The organism is Rhizobium sp. 10N414 (genome assembly GCF_056394785.1).
Window position 1 is genome coordinate 51422 of sequence record NZ_JBFTIN010000026.1, and the last position, 22661, is coordinate 74082.

Consider the following 22661-nt stretch of genomic DNA (forward strand, 5'->3'; position numbering starts at 1 on the left):
GATGTTCACGAATTTCGACTTCTGCACTTTGCGAATACGTCGAGCCGCTTGTCGTAAACCGACGTCTCCACGTTCATCATACCGAGCACGCTGTGGAACAGGTTGTCGTGAGACGTCGCGCCAAGTGCCTCTCTTCGGAGGCAATCCGTGTCCAGATCCATCGACTTACTGAAGTCGTTGTCAAACCACGTTAGGAACGGCACGTGCGTCTGCTGCGAGGGAGCAAACATGTACGGTGTTCCATGAAGGTAGAGCCCCTTCTCGCCGAGGGACTCCCCATGATCGGACATGTAGATCAGGCCCGTCGCCATCTTGCCCGACCGGGACTTGAGGCGGTCGATGACGGTCGCGATGAAGTCGTCCGTATAGAGGATCGAATTGTCATAGGCATTGACGATCTCCCCGGTCGAACACTTGCCAAGCTCAGGGGTACGGCAGTCGGGAACGAACCTACCTTGATGTTCGGGATATCGTAGATAGTAAGCGGGTCCGTGGCTGCCCAGCTGATGGAGTACCAGAACGCTATCGCCTTTGACATGGTCCAACCAGCCATCAAGCTTGTCCAGGAAGATGCCGTCCAGGCACTCGCCTCCCTGGCAGAATCGCGGATCTTTCGAATTCGCCAAGTCGAGGTATTGGACACGATCAGCAACGCCCTTACTGCCCGTATTGTTGTCGAACCAGGCAACGCCAATTCCTGCATGAGCCAGCACGTCTAGAAGTGATTCATTCGCCATAGCCTTTGCGTGGGTGAAATCCGCATGAGTGAACCGCGAAAACATGCAGGGAATAGAGGTCGCGGTAGCCGTGCCGCAGCTGGTTGTATTTGGAAAATAGATGACATTTGCGGCCTTGAGGCGCGGATTGGTTTCGCGCGGATATCCACCAAGCGAAAAATTCTCCGCGCGGGCAGTCTCGCCGGCGACAATTATCGTAACCCGCGGCTTGTTGATAGGCGGTTCGGGAGGTTTGACCGTAGCGTCGGCACCGACTGGCTGAACCACAATCGATGCCTCTTTCCCTGCGTTCAAGATGTAACGAACCGTGCTGACAATCGGCGTGACGGGATTGACGCTCCTTGTGATGTCCCGCCGTTCTCTGACGGTAGCGGTGTACTCCCTCGAATAGGTCACCCCACAGATTCCGAAGATCACGAGTGAGGCGGTGATTGCTGTCAGGTTCCAGATAACCTTTCTCAGGAACGGGCGGTGAACAATCCTTACCCAGCCGATCACAAGAGATGGCACGATCCCGAAGATCGCAACGTGAACAATGAATTCGAACGTGATCAGGTGTTGCGCTTCCGCAGGCGTTGTCTCCATCGCGTTGCGGATCATGTCACTGTCGATAACCGCCCCAAACGTGTCTGTGAAATAGGACGCCACGGCGGCGACGACGATCAAGAAGATCAAAAACGGCTTGATGAGGTACTTAGTCGAAAATGGAGTAATTACAGCAATGAACAGCGCCGACATCGCGAGGTACAACGCCCATAGCGAGCCGCTTCCGCTTCCGAGATAGTCAGTTGCCTTCCGCCAGAACGTGTTGTTGCAGAATAGTAGGATGTAGCAGCTTGTCAGTACGCAGAGCGGGATGCTTCCAATCCTCGGCCGCAGCGAGCTCGCATGTGCAGGCATGTTCGTCAATTTTACCTCTCCGATGCAAACACCCGTTTTGGAGAGAGTTGCTGACAGTTACCTGAAATCGGAAGAGATGAAGGTGATCCAACGGTCGCGGCTGCCGTCACTGGAGCCCTTTGCGTCGCTCAACGGCAATGTCGCCAAGAGGATGAAACGGACACAAATGGCCCCTGCACCAGGAATTGGCTGACGGCGACGCCTTCGCCGGTCATAAATGCCTTGCGATGCGTTCGATAAGGCGAGGAGCTTCCTCGGTGATCGCCAAGATGATGCCTGAATTAAGCGTGGAGGCAAAGTCAAGGCCGGCAAAGTAGAGGCCCGGCAGGAAGCCCAGCCGACGGATGATCTCAATCTATGGCTGGTGCGATGCAGGAAATCCGTAAGGTCTCTCCCTAAGCCGTTATCAACGAATTGGGGCGTCTCTCTCGAGCTTTCGCGCGTACTCAGTCAACGGATAGCACAGGGCAAAGAAGATTGCAGCAACGAGTCCGTAGACCTTGAAGGGCTCGAACGTGGCGTTATTGATCGCATTTGCTGTCCTCATCAGTTCCTCAAAGCCGAGAATGGACGTCAAGGCGGTGCTCTTGATCAGCTGCACCAGGAACCCGACGGTCGGTGCGCGAGTTATCCGGAACGCCTGAGGCAGGATGATAAGCCGAAGCTCCTGCAAGCGGTGCAGACCCAGACTTGCACCGGCGTCCCATTGTCCGCGTGGAAGCGCCTCGACGCCGCTCCGCCAAATCTCGGCCAGATAGGCACTGGCATAGAGCGTCAGCCCGCACACGGCAGCCGTCCAAGGCTCAATCCGGAATCCCAACATGGGCAATCCAAAGAACATCAGGAAAAGCTGCATGAGCAGAGGTGTTCCCTGGAATAGCGCTATGTAGCCTGACGCGAGCCGCCGTGGCCAAAAGGACTGCGATATCCGAGCAAAGAGGATTGCGATGCCGACCGTTGCCCCGCCGACAAAGGCGGCGATCGACAAGAGAACTGTCCAACGCGTCGCGAAGGCAAGATTGCGCAAAATATCCCAGAACGTGAATTCGATCATGATATTCCCGCTCCAAGAAACCGACGACCACCAGCGATCAGCAACCGCCTGAGGCTCGCCGACATGGCAAGATAGATCATGGTTACGACCAGATAAGTCTCAAATGAACGAAACGTGCGGGCCTGCAAAAGATCGGCCTCCTGCGCCAGTTCCCGAACGGAAATCTGTGAGACCACGGCTGATTCCAGCATCATGATGACGATCTGGCTTGTCAGGGCCGGGAAGATAACCTTTAGCGCCTGGGGCAAGACGACTTTAAAAAACACGTGTCTCGGCTTCAGCCCCAGCGCCAGTGCCGCTTCGCTTTGACCTTTCGGAATCGCATCCAAGCCGGCGCCAATGACCTCGGTCGTATAGGCCGCCATGTTGAGGGTCATGGCGAGTATTGCCGCTGTTACAGGATTGAGATGGATTCCAATGCTTGGAAGGCCAAAGAAGATGAAGAACAACTGGACAAGAAACGGCGTGTTCCGGATCACTTCAACATAGATGCCAACTGCCCGTCGCACCCAGCCGAACCGACCTCTTCGCGCAGCAGCACCGAAGACACTGAGAAGCGTCCCGAAGACTGTGGTGCAGACAATCAGGAAAAGTGTCATGCCCGCACCATATGCGAGCGCTCCCGCACCGCCCCAGAGCCAGTCGAAGCCAAGGCTATAGGACATCGCCAATCCTTTCACGGCGGGGAGCACTCATTTCGATCAATCCTTCAGGTTTTCAGGGTTGAGTGGCGTCTTCAACCAGGCCTTCGAGCTTGCGTCGAGTTTCCCCTCGGAGATCATCTTGGCAACGACGTCATTGACGGTGCTCTTGAGACCCTCCTCGCCCTTGCGGAGGRCGATGTGCGAAGGCGACGTCAAGAGCTGGAACTTTTGCTCGGGTTTCAACGCGTCCTGGCGTGCCAGGACCTGCGCTCCAACATCGTTTCCGACCACCATCAACTCGGTTTGACCAGAAATGAAGGCCTGTATGACCGAATTGTAGTTTTCGAAGCGCTGGATCGTTGCCGATGCCGGTGCTGCAGCAGTCAACGAGGTGTCTTCGAGCGTACCGCGGTTAACCGCAATTGTCTTGTCGGCAAGGTCATCCTTGCCTTTGATCGAAACAGCTGCCGGGCCTATGACCGCGATGTAGTACGGGGCGTAGGCAGCAGCAAAATCGATGACCTCGGCACGCTCCTTGGAAAAGCCGACGCTCATCAGAATATCGACGCGCTTGTCGTTCAGATAGGCAATTCGGTTTTGTCCGGTGACGCTTACGAGGTTGAGCTTCACACCAAGACTGTCGGCAATGCTCTGGGCGACATCGACATCATATCCCCTGAGGCTCATGTCGGCGCTGGCCGACGAGAATGGAGGGAAATCAGAGAAAATGCCGACACTGATTTGGCCGGCGGCCTTGATGTCGGCGAGGTCGTCGGCATGTGCCGACAGCCCGACCAGAGTAAATGCGGCAGCAGCGGCGATGGTTCTTCCTAGTTTGCTCATATTCATTTTAGGTTCCCTTTTTCTTGGTTCCGGATTTTGACGACAGGTCCGACTGTTTCAGGCGGCCCGCTTGCGTGCGGACGGACTGAACATGGCAAGGCAAAGCAGTTCGAACAGCACCTGTGCGGCTATCTGGGCAGTATTGGTAGTCGCGTCATACTGCGGCGCGACCTCCACCACGTCGCCGCCGACGAGATTAACGCCTCGGAAACCACGCAGCATAGCGAGAACTTCTCTCGGAAGCAGTCCACCAACCTCCGGTGTTCCCGTTCCCGGCGCAAAGGCGGGATCCAGGCTGTCGACATCAAAACTGATATATGTCGGGCCGGAACCGACAACCTCGAGTGCGCGCGCGATGACGGCCTTGATGCCCATCTCCGCGACTTCCTCGGCGTGTATAACCGTCATGCCCGAAGCGAAAGAGAATTCCCAGAGGTATTCGGCTCCTCCTCGAATGCCGATCTGGATCGTTCTCTTGGGATCGAGGACACCGGCGAGGACAGCCTCCCGGAACGGCGCGCCGTGATGGAACTTGGAGCCCTCATATGGCCCGGCCGTATCACAATGGGCATCGATGTGGATCATTCCAACAGGAGTACGGCTTGCAAATCCCTTGAGGATCGCGCCGGAAATGGAATGGTCACCCCCCACGGACAAGGGGATCACTCCGGTATTGGCGACCATGCGGTAGCAGGCCTCGATGTCCGCGTGGCAACCGGCGAGATCAAAGCGGCTTCTCATCGGAACGTCACCGACATCAGCGACCTTGAGCTTGCCCATCGGCGCGACCCGAAGAACATGCTCGTAGGGTCCGACACGTTCGATCGCCCGGACAGCCCTCGGGCCCAACCGTGATCCGGCTCGATTGGTTACGCCAAGGTCCATTGGCACGCCGATAAGAGCTACATCAAGGGCCTCCAAAACCTCCGGCCTGATGCCGTTCTCGATGAAGGACGCGCCAAGGAAGGTCGCCGGATCGGCAAACGGCCATTTGCGGCTGTCGCCATCCTTGAAGACGCTTGCAGCAACTTCGCGAAAATGTGGATCCTGCATTTCACCGCCGGCGGCATTGCCGAAGCGACGGCGTAGGTCCTCCAGAAAATCCTGGTCAATCGTCAAGATAAGCTCCCCCGTTTGATCCGAGATGCCATCATTCGCCGAGCCAAATGGCTTTACAACCTTGATATTTCGTGAGGGCCTATAACGATTTCTGATACTCAAGTCGCTCCCAGTGCAGCATTCAGCAGCGGGTCCGTTCAGAAAACCTTATAAGGCTGGACGTGGGGGGCGATTATGACATTACAGACGACGGCAAAGCTTCTGGCCGTTGCGCATGAACTTCAGATCGTACAATGTCCACGCTTAAGCCGAAGACGGAGACCGTCGCACGGCTGGTTTAACGCAGACGAAGAACCCGCCTAATGCTTGATCTCGATTCATATTTGTTGCGGGCGTTCCTGACGGTCGCCGAAATCGGCACGGTCAACGGCGCTGCTGCCAAATTGCACCGAACTCAAGCGGCAGTGAGCATGCAGATCCGCAAGCTCGAGGAGCTCGTCGGAGTAACGCTCTTTTCCCGGTCGTCCAAGGGACTTGAGCTCACCGCTCACGGCCAGATCATGGTGGCCTACGCCCGAGAGATCGTGGTCCTTTCCGACGAGGTCGGCCGTCGGCTCACCGGAAAGATACTTCAAGGGCGCATCCGTCTCGGAGTCGTCGAGGACTTCGCCGCCAGTCGACTGATAAATATCCTTCGTGACTTCAGGGCTCAGAACCCCAAGGTCGACATCGACATAATCGTCGAGCCCAACCGGCGTCTGGCAGAGATGTTTGAAGAAGGGAAACTCGATATCGTTGTTTGCGATATCACCGTCCTCAATCGGAAACCCATCCTGATCTGGACCGAGTATCTCACCTGGGTTGTCAGATCGGATTTCGTGGTCGACGCAAGCAGGCCGCTCCCGGTGATCATGTTTGATGAGAGCTGCCCCTGGAATGTCCGCACCATCGCGACGTTGTCGCAGCGGAACATTAAATGGAAGACGGCATGCGTTGCTTCCACGTTGGTCGCGATGGCAACGGCGGTAAGGGTCGGCATTGGTGTCGGTCCTATGCTTGAAGCCACTATCCCCGAGGGATGTCGTGCGCTGGACAAGGCCGCCGACCTACCTGGCGCAGTGCGGATCGAGATTGGATTCTATGCCCAGTCCGAGGCATCCGAGGGCGTCCGTTATCTTGTCGAATTCGTGTCACGGCACACCGCCATGGCGGACCGCCCATAACGACCCGTTATAGCCGCGAAAAATAAAACAGCCTGTTCAACTGGCGCGATGGCTGCAATCTGACCTTCGGCAGCAACCGGCATGCCAAGTGAAACAAGGATACCGGCCGATGGCTATCGAGCACTCGTCCGTGGACGAGGAAACGCCACTCCAAACAGTCCATATTATCGGCCAGATCGCCAGCTCCGCCGCGGGGGACAGCGTAAGTGCGCAGACGACCGAAATTCTTCATCGCATTGATGCCCTTCTCAAAGAGGCGGGCACCGATAGGGACGAACTGATTCAAGCAAATATCTGGCTTCGGGATCTCATGGGTTTTGACGAAATGAATGCCGTTTGGGAAGGATGGGTAGCTGCCGGCACGACACCTCGGAGAACCACTTTTGAAGATCGGACACTGCCACGCTTGTGCGATATCCGGGTAGACGTGATCGCTTGGCGGAAAACCGATGAGTTTGCTTCGCCGTGAGGCGGAGCCTGGGGTCCCTGGATTGCTCTGGCAGCCATCATTTTGGTAGCTGCATTTGCGTGGATCCAGTGGGGTGGCACGGCAACCGACCCAACTTCAACAGCATCCACAACGCCCCCGATTTCTCGATCTATTCCGAAGCCAGTGTTTCCCGTAACCCCGCCGGCCGCCGCTCCGGCAAATCCGTCAACCGGTACTCAGCCGTAACGGCGCGACGATGGGATGGCCGCTTGGAACCATCGTGGCAGTTTGCTCGAGACCTTCATTTCACCTAAACCGTCGTCATTTTCCTCTGCAAGGTGTGGCTTGGATGGCGGTGACTTTGCCATCAGGCGATTAAAGTGAAAGCTCAAGAAAACAATTCAACCCGATATGACAATGGGCAAAGGAATACGCGGTTGAAGAGAGCTTGACGTGATGGGGCATCACGTCGGCATGTCTTTGACTATCGGGGCGGGAGCGGAAACCAAAATCATCGACAACATGCGGCCTAGGCAACCTCTCAAGGAGAGCATGGTGGCTATCGGCACTCGTTACCCGCCCACGGTGTCGCCCATCCAAGCGCGGAACGCCAAATTATCCGCCAGGATCATTAGCAGCATCTTGGAAATCCCTTCGATTCAAGTCAAATTCAAGCCGCTCTAGTGTTTGGGGAGGTTTCGATGGAAAACCACGAGCCATTTTTGCACGAGGCAATTGCACTTTCGAAATCCGCGGTGGAACACGGCGACGAACCGTTTGGGTCGCTGCTGGTCAAGGACGGCGACATAATCCTGCGCGCTGAAAACAGTGTCTATACCGGCCACGACATGACCAACCACGCCGAGATGAATTTGGTTAAGCTGGCGGCGAAGCACTACGATACTGCTTTTCTCGATCACTGCACGATTTACACCAGCACGGAGCCTTGCGCGATGTGCTCGGGGGCAATTTATTGGTCGGGTATCGGGCGCATGGTGTTTGCGTGCTCGGAAACGCGGCTTGGCGAGATCGCTGGGATCGGGTTGAACGTGCCGAGCCGGTCGATTTTGCAAACCGGCGCGCGCGTCGTCACCGTGGTTGGTCCGACGAACCTTCAAGACGAAGCCGCAAAAGTACATCAGGAATTCTGGCCGAAGCATCTTGGCAGGGCATAGCAAGATCAACGTTTGTCCCCTCCGTCTTCGTACCCGTCATATGTACCAGCCCGCTCCAAAAGGCTACGTCGACGCCGATTGTCAGCTTTGCATCCTGGACCTCGCCGCCGATCGCTGGACACGCACCGCACGCCAGTCGTCTCACAGCATATGCTGCCGTTCGAAATCTTCACCGCAGCCAATATTTGACAGCTAAAGAATCTGCGATCAACGCGTTTCGGCGTCCAATGGCCTGAAGGTCGCTCCCGGGGAGCGAAACGCCTTTAGATCGACCCAGATCCCGAGCCAACGTTTGTCTAACCGATCGCTAGCCGATTCCGGTAACAGCCTATGGTCCGCGCTCCCCGCGGTCATTGCACTCAGCGCTGGGTCCGCGCAACTGCCAGAGACGCTCCCACCACCAGGGCACGCAGACCCAAGTAGTCAGGCACGGCCGGCCGGTTCTGGAGGGTCGCACTGTTGGTGTGGGTAATAACAACAACAGAGGCACCAGCAGCCTCCGCGGCATGTATCCCCGCGTCAGCATCCTCGAAGACCAGGCATCGCGTGGGAGAAACGGAAAGAAGTTCGGCGCCGGCAAGAAACGGGTCGGGCTTCGGTTTTCCTCGACTTACATTCTCCGCGGCAATGATGGCCTTCGGTTGCGGCAAGCCGGCGGCTGCAATACGCCTCAACGCGAGCTCCTTCGGCGCAGAGGTCACTACCGCCCATTTCCCACTTGGAAGCGATGTCAGGAACTCGAGCGCTCCGGGGATTGGAACAACGCCGTCGAGATCCGCGAGCTCGCGTTCTGTGATTTCGGCGGCGGCCCTTTCCGGATCAATTCCCGAAGCCCTCAGGTCAGCCATCGTGTCCTCCACCCGCCGACCATGATAGGGCGGTGTCGGAATTCCGTTGTACCTTGCCCAGCCTCCCCAGACGCGCTCCGACGCAGCACTGGAATCGAGGATCGTTCCGTCCATGTCGAACAGGAACGCGTCAAAGGATTGGGTTTCGAGCGGATTATACGATAACATTCTTTCTCTTCTGCCTGATGAACGAGTAATTGAAAGGAATGTGCCGTCGAGGCGCGGTCCCATTGGCGTGCGGACTGGAGTGTTGGGTGTTGCCGTTGCCGGCGCCGCGCTATTCACCGGACGGCGACGCCTGCTCGGATCCTTTTCTCAGACGCCTGGACCGCATAGTGCTGATCGTGTAACCCGTCAATGACCAAGGCGCTTTAAGGCCCTCAAACTCGGTGGCAGAGCTCGGCAGATCACGCTTGGCGAGACACTTGTTGCGACGCCATTTCGTCGATGAACGTATCGGTACGCCGCGTGTCCGCAGGTAGCAGTTGACACTAAAAATACATCCGTTATTCTGGATATATGGAATCGAAATTGGCAATTGCGGCGCTTGCCGCCCTGGCGCAGACGACAAGGCTAGAAACCTTCCGCTTGCTTGTGAAGTCCGAGCCGGACGGCATTCCGGCCGGGGAATTGGCGCGAATGGTGGATGTCCCCCAGAACACCATGTCTGCCCATCTTGCGACCCTTTCGAGGGCGGGCATCGTCAAGAGCGAGCGACGCAGCAGGTCCATCATCTACCGGGCGGATCTGGAAGGGTTCCGCGAACTCACGCTCTTTCTGCTCAAGGACTGCTGCGGCGGAAATGCAGAGCTGTGCGCTCCGCTGATCGCCGACCTCACACCCTGCTGTTCGCCGGAGACCGGGCCGTGCGTGAACTGAAACTCGATCCGATCAGTGTTTCCGACGAGCTCACGACCGGTCTGGCTGCGGCTGGGCTAGCGATCGACGACATCGGCGAACCGGGGCGATCATACTTCCGGCTCGCTGACACCGAGAACCAAATCATTGGCTACTCCGGGATCGAAGCGGCCTCGCACGATGCTTTTCTCCTGCGGTCTATGGTGATCCTACCGGCATTCAGGTCACAGGGATATGGCCGCCGCCTCGCTGTAATGACGATCGCGCGAACGCCAAACGGATCCGCTGTCTATCTCGCGACCACCAACGCTGCACGGTTTTTTGAGCACCTCGGCTTTGTGGCTGTTGACCGCGATCAAGTTCCCCAAGCGATCCTTTCCACCCGCCAGCTCTCGGGGCTCTGTCCCGCGTCGGCGACGATCATGAAACTGACCAGGCGGCCTGCGACCTAACCACGGAACACGACCATGACCGACAAGACTTACAACGTGCTCTTCCTGTGCACGGGCAATTCCGCACGCTCAATCCTCGCTGAGTCCATCCTCAACAAGGAAGGCGGTGGACGCTTCAGGGCATTCTCCGCCGGCAGCCAACCCAAGGGAGAGGTGAACCCGCACGCGCTTAAGGAACTGGACGCCCTCGGCTATCCCTCGACGGGTTTCTCATCGAAAAGCTGGGACGTCTTCGCTAAACCCGGAGCGCCCGAGATGGACTTCATCTTCACCGTCTGCGACAGCGCCGCTGGAGAAGCCTGCCCGGTCTGGATCGGCCACCCGATGACGGCGCACTGGGGCGTGGAGGACCCTGCCGCCGTGGTCGGAAGCGAGGTCGACATCCAACGCGCCTTCGCGCAGGCCGTGCGCTTCCTCAAGAACCGCATTACCGCCTTCATCAACCTGCCGCTGGCTTCCATCGACCGCATGGCGCTCGAACAGCATGTCCGGCAGATTGGCTCGCTCGAAGGCGCGTCCGTCAAATCCGCAAAGGCCAAGTGATATGTCCACGTTCGAACGATACCTGACCGTCTGGGTCTTCCTCTGCATCGTGGTTGGAATCGCGCTCGGCCATGTCATGCCTGGCGTGTTCCATGGCATCGGTGCGGCCGAACTCGCCAAGGTAAACATCCCGGTCGCGATATTAATCTGGCTGATGGTCATCCCGATGCTGCTGAAGATCGATTTCGGTTCTCTGGCGAAGGTCGGCAGCTATTGGCGCGGGATCGGGGTCACCCTCTTCGTCAACTGGGCCGTCAAGCCGTTCTCGATGGCACTTCTCGGTTGGCTGTTCGTCGGATGGCTTTTCCGCCCACTGCTCCCCGCCGACCAGATTGACTCATACATTGCTGGTCTGATCATTCTGGCGGCCGCGCCCTGCACCGCCATGGTGTTCGTGTGGTCGAACCTCACGAAAGGCGAGCCCCACTTTACCCTGTCACAGGTAGCCCTCAATGACGCCATCATGATCGTCGCTTTCGCACCGATCGTCGGACTGCTATTGGGCCTCTCGGCGATCACGGTCCCCTGGGATACTCTGGCGATATCGGTGGTACTCTATATCCTCATTCCGGTCGCCATCTCCCAGATCGTTCGTAAGCGCCTGACTGCTGATGGCACGACGCGCTCCCTGGACAGTTTGCTGGCAAGGCTGCAGCCCCTTTCGCTTCTCTCCCTCCTTGCCACCTTGATCCTGCTCTTCGGGTTCCAGGGCGAGCAAATCATCGCGCAGCCCGCCGTCATCGGCTTGCTCGCGGTGCCAATCCTGATCCAGGTCTACTTCAACTCCGGACTGGCCTACCTGCTGAACCGGATATCGGGCGAACAGCATTGCGTCGCCGGTCCGTCTGCGCTCATCGGAGCCAGCAATTTCTTCGAGCTTGCGGTCGCGGCCGCCATCAGCCTGTTCGGCTTCCAGTCCGGAGCCGCGCTCGCGACTGTTGTCGGGGTCCTCATCGAGGTCCCCGTGATGTTGTCGGTGGTCTGGATCGTGAACCGCACCAAGGGCTGGTACGAGGCCGCACCCGCCGTATCCCGAAACACCATCACAGAAAGGACATGACCATGGACGTCACGATCTACCACAATCCCGCATGCGGGACGTCGCGGAACACGCTTGAGATGATCCGCAATGCGGGCATCGAGCCGCGTGTAATCGAATACCTCAAGACGCCGCCGTCACGAGCCGAACTGGTGAAAATGATCGCAGACGCGGGCCTCACCGTGCGTCAGGCGATCCGCGAGAAAGGAACGCCCTACGAAGAACTTGGTCTCGACAATCCTTCGTTGACCGACGACCAATTGCTCGACGCCATGCTCAAGAACCCGATCTTGATCAACCGTCCGTTCGTCGTCACGCCGCTCGGCACGAGGTTGAGCCGACCGTCTGAAGCTGTGCTCGATATCCTGCCGGACACCCACAAAGGTGCCTTCACCAAGGAAGACGGCGAGAAGGTTCTCGACGAGAAGGGAAAGCGCGTTGTCTGAGGAATTCCCCGCTCTCGAGGAGCGGCATCTTCGCCAGCCTGACCTCGAAGCGTTCCGCCCGCGGTTCTCGACACACAAGCCGCGCATCCTGATCCTCTATGGCTCGCTTAGGGAGGTTTCCTACAGCAGGTTTCTCGCTCACGAGGCGCGCCGTCTGCTGGAGCGACTGGGATGCGAGGTTCGGGTGTTCGACCCGAAGGGCCTCCCCCTGCCAGATGAAGCTCCCGTCAGCCATCCCAAGGTGCAGGAGCTTCGTGAACTTTCCGAATGGTCCGAAGGCCAGGTATGGGTCAGCCCCGAGCGCCATGGCGCGATGACTGGCGTCATGAAGTCCCAGATCGACTGGATTCCCCTTGCCGTCGGGTCGGTGCGGCCAACGCAGGGAAAGACGCTCGCCCTCATGCAGGTATCTGGTGGCTCGCAGTCATTCAACGCCGTCGGCCAGCTTCGCATCCTCGGCCGCTGGATGCGGATGATCACGATCCCCAATCAGTCTTCTGTCGCCAAGGCATATCAGGAGTTCGACACCGACGGACGGATGAAGCCGTCGTCCTACTACGACCGTGTCGTCGATGTCTGCGAGGAACTGGTAAAGTTCACCTTACTCACCCGCGACGCCTCGTCCTACCTCACGGACCGCTACAGCGAGCGGAAGGAAGACGCGGACAAGCTCGAACTGAGAGCGCAGTTGAAGTCGATCTGACGGCTACCTGTGCCGCCAGACCTTCACGGCGGAGAGAAGCAGGATCACAGCGAGCGCGGGCAAAAGAACCGCGTTTGGAACGATCCCCAGCAGCAAGCCGCCGATGAACGTGCCGACGATCGATCCCGCCGCCATGACCATCACGAACATTTTGTTGCGTCCCAGTACCGAAAAGCTCTGATCACGGCTGTATCGTGTAAAGCCAACGAGCATTGTCGGCAGGCTGACGGAGAGCGACAGCGATCCGGCCAGCTTGATGTCCGCACCGAACAAAAGCACAAGCGTCGGGATCAGCAGTTCGCCGCCCGCTACTCCGAGAAGGGACGCCACGATGCCAATCACGAAGCCTGCAACGACGCCCGCGACCAGCTGGGCACCACCCGTTAGAAGCGGCTGGCCTGCAGTGGCATTGTGACCGACGATCAAGACCAAAGCGATGGCGACCAGAAGCGCGGCGATGATCTTGTAGAGGGTCTCGGACTTGAGGCGCGTCGCCCATCCGGCCCCGAACCATGCGCCCGCCAAGCTTCCGGCCAGCAGATTTGCCAGGATCGGCCAGTGGGAGCCGATTTCGCTGAACGGTACCGTCGCCGCGCGGAACGGAAGCGCCGACGCCACGACAACCAGGCTCATCGCCTTGTTGAGGATGACCGCCTCCAGGGCCGCGACGTTGAAAACTCCGATCAGAAGAGGAAGCCTGAACTCCGCCCCTCCGAGTCCAATAAGACCGCCAAGTGCGCCGATTACCGCCCCACCAGTGAAGGCAGCAGGTTTGCTGCGGGATGATGGCACATCGGCAGGAGCGACCATTTTCGTTATGTCTCGAGAACAATTACGATGAAAACTCTTATGCTTACAAGCAAGATACCCCGCAAGTGGCGTTCGATGAAGCAGGTTCCATTGGCCGAGGGCGCAGGTGAAGGTAGCGTTGATTGGTCCTGGACCGGCACGGATCGCTGACCTGCAATAGTTGCATTGTCGCGGCCCAGGAACGACAGCCTCCCGTAACTTCCTTGCTCCCTCGTCCTTATACTTTGCGCCAGTCACCAGATTGAAGAGACTGTCGATCGCGCTAGATGCCGCCACGCGGACCAAGGCCTGTTGCTGTGCGACGTCGCGACACGTGGAACCTGGCACAACGAAATCTGAGGAGGGTTCAATGCCGAGCATGCGCTGTGTTGAAGTAAAAACCGCAAATCAAACATTGCAAATGGTCGAACGCGAGATTCCGACCCCGACCGCTGGCCAGGTCTTGATCAGGGTTCAGGCATGCGGAGTATGCCACAGTGACAGTTTCACCGTGATGGGAGCGTTTCCCGGCATCGCCTACCCACGCGTGCCTGGTCACGAGGTGGTCGGCGTGATCGATAAGGTCGGTGAGCGCGTGCCCAACTGGAAGCCCGGTCAACGGGTGGGTGTTGGTTGGCACGGAGGCCATTGTGGGCATTGTCCGTCCTGTCGGCGCGGCGATTTCGTAACCTGTCAGAACGCACAAATTCCCGGCATCAGTTACGACGGCGGCTATGCAGAGTATATGATCGCACCATTTGAAGCTCTAGCCGCAATCCCTGATGAGCTCGATGCAGCCGAGGCCGCTCCACTGCTATGCGCCGGGATCACGACCTACAACGCGTTGCGCAACAGCGGCGTTCGGGCAGGCGACACGGTTGCCGTGCTCGGCATCGGCGGGCTCGGTCATCTCGGCGTACAATTCGCCGCGAAAATGGGTTGCCGCACGGTTGCTGTCGCGCGGGGAGCCGACAAGGAGCCATTGGCGCGTGAGCTCGGTGCTCATCTCTATCTCGACAGCACCACCCAAGACGTTGCGGCCGAATTGGGAAAGCTGGGCGGAGCCCGCGTGATCCTGTCGACCGTCACCAATTCGAAGGCGATGAGCGAGGTACTTGGTGGGCTGGCGGTCAATGGCAAGATGATCGTGCTTGGCGCGTCATCCGAGCCAATCGAAGTCTCGCCATTCCTGTTAATTGGCGGACGTCGCGGAATTCAGGGATGGCCATCCGGGACGTCGAGCGACTCGGAAGACACCCTGGCATTCAGCGCTCTCGCCAACGTTCGTCCGATGATCGAAACGATGCCGCTGGAGCGGGCGGCAGAGGCTTATGAGCGGATGATGAGTGGAGCGGCACGCTTCCGGATGGTGATCACGACCGGTAGATGACCCAGTTCCGGGAGCTACGTTACTCATTCGTGTAGCGAAATGAGAAGACCTAGGACATTCGCCAGACTCCCTTGTTTTCGGGAGTCCAGCGCACGCGTCCGAAAAAGACAGGGAGCGAAGGTCCGGTTTACTACTGCTTCGCCAGCTTTACCTTCAAGGCCTCAATCTTCGGGGTGATCGTGTCGCCGCTGGACAGCTTCGGCGTGAACTTCGTCCAGCTTCCGCCCTTGCTCGGCTCCGCGCGGTATAGAACCTTCGGCTTGGCGGTATCGCGCGCCCAGAGCTGACATTCGTCGGAATGGTTCGTTCCCCATGCTCCGGCCCACTGATCCGAGACACAAAGCTTCCCGTCCGCTGTCGACCAAGTGCCTGCGGCATGGGATGGTCCGTTTCCCGTATAGCCCAGCATCTTGCCGTCGGCGCCAAGGTACCAGGAGATCGGTTCTTTCTCGCCCTTGTGGCCTTTCTCGGTGAAATTATATGTTTTCCCGGAGAACATTTCCTTGATCTCGGCCGCTGGAATTGGCGCGGCGCCTTTGGGCGCGGCCTGAGCGAGGACCATGGTGGGAACGGCAGCAAACACTGCCAAGGCAATGATCGGTCTCATGATAACCTCCAGTTGTCAGCAGAACCAAAATCGCGTTCGACCTGGACCGAAAAACGGCGCCACAATGCGCGCGGAACGGCCACAGCTCGAACGGGCCAGCTCGGGCATTCCTGTCCAAATCGGTGGCCGGACACCTTCTAGCGAAGTCCCTCGTCAACGCCGGAAGGACACCCCTCCGGCCACCACAGTGCAGCCTATCAAAAGCTGGGTTGGCGCGCATATATCATTTGATAGACGAACGCTTCAGTCGCCGCACTTGGCGAGACCGAAAATCAGCCGAGCGAGCTCAGCCTGCCGCTTCGTACCCGTCTTGTCGAAGACCGAGTGAAGCTGGGTTCGTATCGTGCCCACGGAGACTTCGCGGGCCTTCGCCACTTCGTCGACGCTCTTGCCGAGGCCGATCTCGCGGGCGACGGACGCTTCAGCAGGAGTGAGGTCGTAGAGCCCAGCAAGAATGCCTTTGTCGACCGTTGCCTCCTTCGACAGGGGCGTGATGGCCATCAGCAGATCGGCTGCATTGAAGATGTCGTTCGCGGCTCCGGCTATCGGAAGCGCGTGGACGACCATTGCAAGCTGATCCTCCTGTTCAGCGATCGGGAAGGAGCCGCCGTATTTGGTGACGCCCGCTTCGAGCAGCGACTCCCAGCGGGCGTCGGCTGTCTTCTGGTCGATGACCAGCCGATGTCGACAGTCGCGCATGGTACTCGGGATCAGGCGTTGGAAACTCTGATTGGCTACGACCAGCCGACCGTTCTTGAGGGCACCAGCCCAAATGCCAAGCGCTTCCATTGCGTCGACCGTCGACTTGATCTGCTCGAACTTCAGCCGCGACGCCAGGAGAGCGGCGCGAGCAAGGTGTGGCCTTATCTCGGTCAGCGATGCGGTGACCTTGCTCGGGAGCGGGCCCTCCTCGAAACTGCGATGGATCGAAAGCTTGATGATATCTCCAGAAGGTGAAGTTATGCCCGTTCCGGCATGCCAGAAGCATCCATGCGGTCGCATGAAGCCCTGATAGTACTCGCTCGCCATCATTTCCTCGTAGGTCATGATGTCCGTGTCCATCAGGAATCGCGGTTCCGAGAACCTGCGGGTTCGCTCCTCGCTCAGGAGATATGGATTCTTTGCGCCCCAGTTCTCTGCGATGTAGACCTTCATCTTCGGAACGGCGGAGTCGTTCCCGATCCAACGGAAATCACCTTCCGGGGAGACGCCCATCAGAACGCCGTCGTGGGCATGGCTACGCCGTGCCAGTTGATCGAGCAGTCCGCGACCCTTCCACAGTTCGGGAATGACTGCTGCTTCGTAGATCGATGCGATGAAATCGTGGTCCATCGGCGCCTCCGGTGCGACATTATCACAACGGTCAGCGCCCGGAAGCAACATGGTCGACGAGCAGCTACCTTCGATGGAGGTAGCCTCCCGGCGTCTGTGGGTCCAACGCGCTTGATACGGCCATCAACTCGACGAACAGCGGTCGTAGTCTGTCGTCATTGCCCCGACCTAAGGCAATCGCCGCCAAGCGTCGCCGGATGCAGCGGACGGCACGTAAAGACACCCCTTTGAACGCAATGTACGATCTGCAGAAGGACGGTCTTCGCTACTTCATCCACTATCAGCTTCCGGAAACGAAGCGGACGACCTCCAATATCGCCTTTCCGGAGTTGAAGATCGCCTATTCCTTGACGGCTACTACTTCGGGCTCTACACCCGCTTCAACATTCCAAAGTTTGGGACCGAGGTGGTCAACCAGCGCTATCATCGGATCAATCGTCAATGAAGTTTCGCCAACTTGGCGCCTCGCCGCTCAGACTGTCAGAAATCGGGTATGGCGCCAGCCGCATTGGCGACCTCGGCAGTGTTCTGGATTGCGAGGCTGTTCTGGAAGCGGTCTGGGATTGCGGGATCCGCTATTTTGACACAGCTCCCGGATACGGGCTGGGGCTTTCCGAACGGCGGCTCGGCGACTTCCTCAGAACACATGAACGGTCGTCCTACGTCCTGTCCACCAAGGTCGGCAAGATCCTGACGCCGGTCGGCGGGCGTCCCTCGAATGTGATGCCTTTCGACATCGCGTACGATTACTCCTACGAAGGCGTGATGCGCTCCTTCGAGTTCAGCATGGCCAGGTTGGGATTGTCATCAATCGACATTCTACTGGCTGATGATCTCGAGGCCCCTACCCTTGGTCGCGCGGACTATCGACGGCACCTTGCCAAGTTCCTTGAAAGTGGTGTCAAGGCGCTGGACGAACTAAAGGCGAATGGAGACATTGCCGCCTTCGGCATCGGCGTGAACGATGTAGGCGTATGCCTTGACGTAATGCAGCGGGCCAAGCTCGACTGCATCATGCTCACGGGCCGCTACACGTTGATCGATCGGACCGCCGGAACTCGCCTCTTGGGACTGTGCCAGCGAACAGCAACGCCCCTGATCGTTGCAGGGATTCTGAACGGGGGAACGCTTCTTGAGGAGAATGCAGAGCGTGACGTCTCGGATCCTCTAGCGACTTTTGCGAAGACAGCGCAGGAAATTGCCCGGGAGTCAGGCGTCAACTTGGCAAGCGCCGCCTTGCAATTTCCTCTTGCGAATTCATCCGTCGCTTCCGCTTTGCTTGGAACCACCGATGCCCAACGTATCAAGGGCTTGGTGGCGGGGGGCCAGCTGGAACTTTTCTCGCCGCCATCAGTTTTCCCCAGCGTAGCGATCCCAACACGCTGCAAGGACCGATGCATCGCCCAAATGCTGGTCCACAGTAGGCCCGGCGGGACCCCCTCCCTGCCGGGCTTTCGCTTTCTCATCACAGGGAACCTAAAGCACGCTCAGCAGTTCTGGGAATGCGATGACCATTCAGCCGGTCAGCGCAAGCTGGAATCCAGTCCCAACTGATGACCAGCCCAATGAAAGGCTCGGCGCATGATGTGTCGGGCCTTTTCCATTTCAAATGTGTCCCGGGGCGCCGGGATGTTGCGCTTTGAGCTCTTCACATCGCGATTGTATCCTGAGGTCTTTGGCAATTTGGGGCGATACCAATGAAGCGCATGTTTCTTCTGGCCGCGGTCCTGGCTTCAGTCACTGCCCTTGCCGTCAGTCGCAGTGCCCCAAAAGAATTTGCACGCAACTGTGCCGTGCGATGAGTTCCGGGCTGCGAATAGCGTGCCCATCGAAATAGAGAAGATCAAAGGCAAGCATGACGACATTGCCGACATGCAGCTTCCCTCCCCGACCACATAGTGGGTTCTGCAGTTTGCCGAAGTGGGGTGCATTTCCTCGTCGGGGTCCAGTGCTTCACCGCTCAGAACGGTGGTGGGTCGCCGAGTAGGCTAGACGCCTGGCCAGGTTACTGGCCTCATGGGCTGAAAATGTAGGCACAAGGGTGCCCGGTGGGCGATAAGGCATCTCTCGTGGTAAGTATCTTTTGCAAACCTGGCTTACGGCCGCGGGCATTTGCAAATGAGGGTCGAACCGCGCACCGAACATGACGGGTCTTTCACAGGTGTCCACTGCGACAGTTCTGTAGAAAAGGTGGCTTTCAGGAAGTCCCGAATGTCATCCTGAACAGGACTGACGTCGCGTGGAATGCTGAAGCAATTCCTCCCAATTTGACCGGATGTGAAGCCCAGATGGTCAAATGTCGTCCAGCCTCCGGCCTTTTGGAGAAGAGTGTCTCCCTTAAACGCTGGCGAAACGACGGCGGTTTCAATCTTCCTCAACCTGGCGGGATCCTCGTTGCAAAACCAGTTTGGATTGTCTTCCTGCCAACTCTCCACCGTGCAATTGGCCCCGGCGTATACGCTCGCAATGGTATTGCCCGATGCGTCGGCCTCATTCACATCAATTATCTTAAGAAGATCCGGCCAAGTGGCCTCCAAGCCCGTATCGAAAACTCGAACCATCTTGAGCGTTCCGTTGCGAAACTCTCCCTTCAGGTCAATTCCATCGGCAGCCAACTCGTCAACGATGGATAGAAAATCTGGGCGTGGAAGCCCGTTAACTGAAAGGAGGCTTACGTTCTCTTTCACCCCGCGGATATGTTCGAACTTTTTACTCCTGAGCGCCCGTATGATCCGAAGCGTAGATTCTGCACCGCGTCTTTTGACGCCTCCGACGGCGACAGCATAGGCACTCGAGGAACGACCGGCGAAATAGTCCCATCCCTCTTGGTTCGCGCCATTCTCCATCAGCAGGTCAATCAAACGATCATCAGCCTGCGTCAGCAAAGCTTCCTTCAAAAAGCTCCGCTTGAACCGCCCGTCAGCATATCCATTTCCGTCAACATTCCCGCGACGTAAGATCGTGCGAGCGACAAGATAATCGTTCTTCCCGATTGCCGCCATCAAAGCGCGACCATCGTCAGTAACAGGATCTGCGACCGCAAGCTTTGGCAATCCGCAATCAAGAAAGAAGGACAAAGCGATTGCGATGAAATGCGGCCATCGTCGCGTGATATGTCGACGAGCGACAATCATGTCCCACCTTGAACTAGCCTCTCTCCCCGCTGTCGCCTGCTCAGCTGTAGATTGCCTCTATGGAAACTGCCGCGGGATTGATCGGGATTCTGGATTGTGCGGACAAATCTACATCAAGGCTACGCCCTAGGAAATGCTACAAAACTTCGTATTCGTCGGCTTGGGTGTTGCCGAGAGCCTCGCAACCAGTTTCATCCGGGCACCGAGCACTGCGTTCGGCGGCGTACTTTTCATTTGTTGAAATTCCCACGGATGCTCAGCGCGCGGCCTCGCAGCTTCAGAGTGGCCGCCTATAAGCGTCGAATATTTCGCACGAACTGAACGAAGCTATCGATTTCTTTTTCCGTTGCGTGGCATCTTTGAAAGGATTCCGGCACAACAGATCGCGGGGATAGAACTCGCGGAGTTCGAGGCATCACTGGACGACGCGAAAGACGCTGCGGCCTTGAAATTCATGGTGGATGCCGTTTTGCCATTGCTGACTGCCTCCGGCATCCGCGCTCCGTAAAGCTCGGCTAACCCGCGCCGTCAATTGCCACCGGCTGCAACCAGAACCGGATCGCGCCGGAAGTCCTCAGGAAATAGCCGCTTGAGGTTCTCGATCTTTGGAAGATCGTTGATCACGATATACGGGTAGGTCGGATTGTTCGTCAGAAAATTCTGATGATAGGCCTCTGCCGGATAGAAGCTCTTGCCTGGCTCGATCTTGGTGACGATCGCAGCATCATAGACGCGGGCATGGTTCAACTGGTCGATGTAGGCTTTGGCGACCTTGGTCTGCGCGTCGGTCTGCGGGAAGATCGCCGAGCGATATTGGGTGCCCGTATCCGGCCCCTGGCGATTGAGTTGCGTTGGGTCGTGCGCTACCGAAAAGTAGATCTGTAGCAGATGGCCGTAGCTGACCTTACCTGGATCAAAGACGACCTCCACGGATTCAGCATGCCCCGTCGAGCCCGTGCTGACCGTCTCGTACTGTGCCGAGGACTGCGGGCCACCGGCGTAGCCCGAGGTCGCGCTCACGACCCCTTTCACATGCTGGAAAACGCCCTGGACGCCCCAGAAGCAGCCTGCGGCGAGAACGGCGGTTTCGGACGCGGCGCTGACCGGCTCGTCCTCGACCGGCGCCGGGATCACCGTTGCCTCCTCCGTGGCCGACGCCGGCAGTACCAAACAGGCGCCGACACTCGAAAACACCGCCGCGCCGAGAATAATGAGACGCAGAGAACTTCCTGCTTTCTTGTCAGAAATGTGCATCGTAGCGATCTCCTCTAGCCAAATGTAAACGCATAAGCTTGGACACGTGGATCCAAGAACCGAATTTCAAACGTGTGCTCCGCGACCGATCCGGCCTCGCGCACGAGTCGATAGAGCCGCTGACCTGTCACCGTACCGTTTCTTTCCGAGTCGATATCGACACCATGGCTGTCACGCGTACGCTTGCCGTCGATCATCACCTGGAACCGAACCGGTTTTCCGTCCGCTCCCGGCCCGAGCACCAGATGCAGGTCACTGGCGTGGAAGCGGTAATAGATGCTGCCGTTCATATCGTTCAGCCCAGTCTTCTGCACCGACGGTCCAATTTCCAGTCGGGCCCCATTCATTCAGCCGCGGTAGTAAGGCGGCCGTACTCATTGGCCCCTACCGCCCAACCGCCACCAACCGCAGCAAGTGTTGCCACGGCCGCAAAGGTCGCTGCCATACCAACGAGCACTGGAAGCGTGCTGCGAAGGAAGGGCTGGCCTACGCGCGCGAAAACGAAGGGCAATACCGGCAATATACAGGGACTGACAATCGTCAGCGCACCGCCGAGATAGGCAAGGATGAAAAGGAGCATAAGTCTATCTCGCAAGCATCAGGCCGGGTGAAAAGTCATGGCAAGGCCGTTCATGCAGTATCGCAGCCCGGTCGGCTTTGGACCGTCGTCGAAGACGTGGCCGAGATGGCCGCCACAACGGCTGCAGTGAACCTCGGTACGCACAATGCTCCCTGAACTGTCCTGGCTAGTCGATACCGCCCCCTTGAGCGGTGCCCAGAAGCTTGGCCAGCCGGTGCCGCTTTCGAACTTCGTGGTCGAGGAGAAGGCGTTCTGATCGCAGCCCGCACAGGCGAAATTGCCCTTGCGGTGTTCGTTCAACAGTGGGCTGGTGAAGGGATACTCGGTCCCCTCCTGCCTCAGCACCGAGTACTGGTCAGCCGTGAGAATCTTTCTCCACTCTGCATCGGAATGTGAGACAGGGAAGAATTGCGCTGCGACTGCCTCTCCCTCATCCCAGCCAAAGCGCGATGCCACGACAGAGAGCCCCGCACTAAGAAACAACAGACGTCTGGTAAACATATTCGCTTCTCCTCACCTGACGTGACACACTAGGTCCGCTTGCTTGGAGCAATATATTCCACTGAATATACTACTTACCGGAACTACGTGAGAAAGCCCGACCTTGTTACACACATGATG

23 protein-coding genes and 3 pseudogenes are annotated in these 22661 nt (G+C 58.0%); 11 read left to right on the forward strand and 15 right to left on the reverse strand.

Annotated features, from left to right (window positions below; translation table 11 throughout):
• Positions 1-5 precede the first annotated feature (5 nt).
• The 5 genes from AC1DE4_RS21395 to speB all read right to left on the reverse strand — a co-directional run bounded on the left by AC1DE4_RS21395 (position 6) and on the right by speB (position 5297).
• Entirely contained in the window at positions 6-1637 is a 1632-nt protein-coding gene (locus AC1DE4_RS21395) for a phosphoethanolamine transferase (protein ID WP_477882924.1), read from the reverse strand.
• 406 nt (positions 1638-2043) lie between these two features.
• On the reverse strand, positions 2044-2691 hold the full coding sequence (locus AC1DE4_RS21400) for an amino acid ABC transporter permease (RefSeq protein WP_477882867.1): 648 nt from the start codon (positions 2689-2691) through the stop codon (positions 2044-2046).
• The gene (locus AC1DE4_RS21405; protein ID WP_477882869.1) at positions 2688-3356 is read right to left on the reverse strand and encodes an amino acid ABC transporter permease; all 669 of its coding nucleotides are present in this window, start codon (positions 3354-3356) and stop codon (positions 2688-2690) included. The genes AC1DE4_RS21400 and AC1DE4_RS21405 overlap by 4 nt, the downstream gene beginning before the upstream one ends.
• A gap of 36 nt (positions 3357-3392) precedes the next feature.
• The gene (locus tag AC1DE4_RS21410) at positions 3393-4178 is read right to left on the reverse strand and encodes a transporter substrate-binding domain-containing protein (protein WP_477882926.1); all 786 of its coding nucleotides are present in this window, start codon (positions 4176-4178) and stop codon (positions 3393-3395) included.
• Positions 4179-4235: 57 nt separating this feature from the next.
• Positions 4236-5297 carry an agmatinase gene (gene speB / locus AC1DE4_RS21415; RefSeq protein WP_113161497.1) on the reverse strand — a complete coding sequence of 354 codons (1062 nt, stop codon included), beginning with the start codon at positions 5295-5297 and terminating at the stop codon, positions 4236-4238.
• A 302-nt stretch (positions 5298-5599) separates the two neighbouring features.
• On the opposite strand from speB, the gene AC1DE4_RS21420 reads away from it, so the two are divergent.
• The 3 genes from AC1DE4_RS21420 (at position 5600) to AC1DE4_RS21430 (ending at position 8065) form a co-directional block, all read left to right on the forward strand.
• Positions 5600-6460, forward strand: coding sequence for a LysR substrate-binding domain-containing protein (locus tag AC1DE4_RS21420; RefSeq protein WP_169682431.1), 861 nt, complete (start codon positions 5600-5602; stop codon positions 6458-6460).
• Positions 6461-6569: 109 nt separating this feature from the next.
• Positions 6570-6929: a Rid family hydrolase gene (locus tag AC1DE4_RS21425; protein ID WP_477882872.1), complete on the forward strand. Its 360-nt coding sequence runs from the start codon at positions 6570-6572 to the stop codon at positions 6927-6929.
• A 662-nt stretch (positions 6930-7591) separates the two neighbouring features.
• Positions 7592-8065, forward strand: a complete 474-nt coding sequence (locus tag AC1DE4_RS21430; protein ID WP_169682428.1) for a nucleoside deaminase — start codon at positions 7592-7594, stop codon at positions 8063-8065.
• A gap of 1 nt (position 8066) precedes the next feature.
• On the opposite strand, the pseudogene AC1DE4_RS21435 reads toward AC1DE4_RS21430, so the two are convergent.
• Together AC1DE4_RS21435 and AC1DE4_RS21440 are read right to left on the reverse strand one after the other, a co-directional pair.
• Positions 8067-8177 (reverse strand): annotated as a pseudogene (locus AC1DE4_RS21435) (DUF4440 domain-containing protein); the annotation flags it as partial.
• A 247-nt stretch (positions 8178-8424) separates the two neighbouring features.
• Positions 8425-9081 (reverse strand): HAD-IA family hydrolase, encoded by a 657-nt coding sequence (locus AC1DE4_RS21440; RefSeq protein ID WP_477882875.1) that lies wholly within the window; start codon positions 9079-9081, stop codon positions 8425-8427.
• A 351-nt stretch (positions 9082-9432) separates the two neighbouring features.
• Here AC1DE4_RS21440 and AC1DE4_RS21445 point away from each other — a divergent pair, with 351 nt between their 5' ends.
• From AC1DE4_RS21445 to arsH, 6 genes are read left to right on the forward strand one after another with little or no spacing between them, the layout of a single operon-like run.
• The gene (locus tag AC1DE4_RS21445) at positions 9433-9792 is read left to right on the forward strand and encodes an ArsR/SmtB family transcription factor (RefSeq protein WP_477882877.1); all 360 of its coding nucleotides are present in this window, start codon (positions 9433-9435) and stop codon (positions 9790-9792) included.
• Positions 9780-10223 carry a GNAT family N-acetyltransferase gene (locus tag AC1DE4_RS21450; protein WP_477882879.1) on the forward strand — a complete coding sequence of 148 codons (444 nt, stop codon included), beginning with the start codon at positions 9780-9782 and terminating at the stop codon, positions 10221-10223. The genes AC1DE4_RS21445 and AC1DE4_RS21450 overlap by 13 nt, the downstream gene beginning before the upstream one ends.
• A 15-nt stretch (positions 10224-10238) precedes the next feature.
• On the forward strand, positions 10239-10766 hold the full coding sequence (locus AC1DE4_RS21455; protein WP_477882881.1) for an arsenate reductase ArsC: 528 nt from the start codon (positions 10239-10241) through the stop codon (positions 10764-10766).
• A 1-nt stretch (position 10767) separates the two neighbouring features.
• A complete protein-coding gene (gene arsB / locus AC1DE4_RS21460; protein WP_477882883.1) occupies positions 10768-11826 on the forward strand; it encodes an ACR3 family arsenite efflux transporter in 1059 nt (352 codons plus the stop codon).
• Entirely contained in the window at positions 11823-12251 is a 429-nt protein-coding gene (gene arsC / locus AC1DE4_RS21465) for an arsenate reductase (glutaredoxin) (protein WP_477882885.1), read from the forward strand. Before arsB ends, arsC begins: the two co-directional genes overlap by 4 nt.
• Complete coding sequence (arsH, locus tag AC1DE4_RS21470; RefSeq protein WP_477882887.1) at positions 12244-12954, forward strand: arsenical resistance protein ArsH; 711 nt, start codon at positions 12244-12246, stop codon at positions 12952-12954. Before arsC ends, arsH begins: the two co-directional genes overlap by 8 nt.
• Positions 12955-12957: 3 nt before the next feature.
• Here arsH and AC1DE4_RS21475 read toward each other — a convergent pair whose 3' ends face one another.
• A complete protein-coding gene (locus AC1DE4_RS21475; RefSeq protein WP_477882889.1) occupies positions 12958-13764 on the reverse strand; it encodes a sulfite exporter TauE/SafE family protein in 807 nt (268 codons plus the stop codon).
• 349 nt (positions 13765-14113) lie between these two features.
• Between AC1DE4_RS21475 and AC1DE4_RS21480 the strand changes: the two genes are divergently transcribed.
• Positions 14114-15133, forward strand: a complete 1020-nt coding sequence (locus tag AC1DE4_RS21480; RefSeq protein ID WP_477882891.1) for an alcohol dehydrogenase — start codon at positions 14114-14116, stop codon at positions 15131-15133.
• A gap of 130 nt (positions 15134-15263) precedes the next feature.
• Here AC1DE4_RS21480 and AC1DE4_RS21485 read toward each other — a convergent pair whose 3' ends face one another.
• On the reverse strand, positions 15264-15740 hold the full coding sequence (locus AC1DE4_RS21485; protein WP_477882893.1) for a DUF995 domain-containing protein: 477 nt from the start codon (positions 15738-15740) through the stop codon (positions 15264-15266).
• A 243-nt stretch (positions 15741-15983) separates the two neighbouring features.
• Entirely contained in the window at positions 15984-17072 is a 1089-nt protein-coding gene (locus tag AC1DE4_RS21490) for a helix-turn-helix transcriptional regulator (protein WP_477882895.1), read from the reverse strand.
• Between the two features lie 441 nt (positions 17073-17513).
• Here AC1DE4_RS21490 and AC1DE4_RS21495 point away from each other — a divergent pair, with 441 nt between their 5' ends.
• Positions 17514-18626, forward strand: coding sequence for an aldo/keto reductase (locus AC1DE4_RS21495; protein ID WP_477882897.1), 1113 nt, complete (start codon positions 17514-17516; stop codon positions 18624-18626).
• A gap of 542 nt (positions 18627-19168) precedes the next feature.
• On the opposite strand, the gene AC1DE4_RS21500 is transcribed toward AC1DE4_RS21495, so the two are convergent.
• The 5 genes and pseudogenes from AC1DE4_RS21500 to msrB all read right to left on the reverse strand — a co-directional run bounded on the left by AC1DE4_RS21500 (position 19169) and on the right by msrB (position 22541).
• Positions 19169-20206, reverse strand: a complete 1038-nt coding sequence (locus AC1DE4_RS21500) for a hypothetical protein (protein WP_477882899.1) — start codon at positions 20204-20206, stop codon at positions 19169-19171.
• 528 nt (positions 20207-20734) lie between these two features.
• Positions 20735-21460, reverse strand: a complete 726-nt coding sequence (gene msrA, locus AC1DE4_RS21505; protein ID WP_477882901.1) for a peptide-methionine (S)-S-oxide reductase MsrA — start codon at positions 21458-21460, stop codon at positions 20735-20737.
• Positions 21461-21474: 14 nt separating this feature from the next.
• A pseudogene (locus AC1DE4_RS21510) lies at positions 21475-21817 on the reverse strand (cytochrome c biogenesis protein DipZ); the annotation flags it as partial.
• A gap of 4 nt (positions 21818-21821) precedes the next feature.
• A pseudogene (locus tag AC1DE4_RS21515) lies at positions 21822-22040 on the reverse strand (cytochrome c biogenesis protein DipZ); the annotation flags it as partial.
• 18 nt (positions 22041-22058) lie between these two features.
• Positions 22059-22541, reverse strand: coding sequence for a peptide-methionine (R)-S-oxide reductase MsrB (msrB, locus tag AC1DE4_RS21520; protein ID WP_477882903.1), 483 nt, complete (start codon positions 22539-22541; stop codon positions 22059-22061).
• Between the last annotated feature and the right edge of the window lie 120 nt (positions 22542-22661).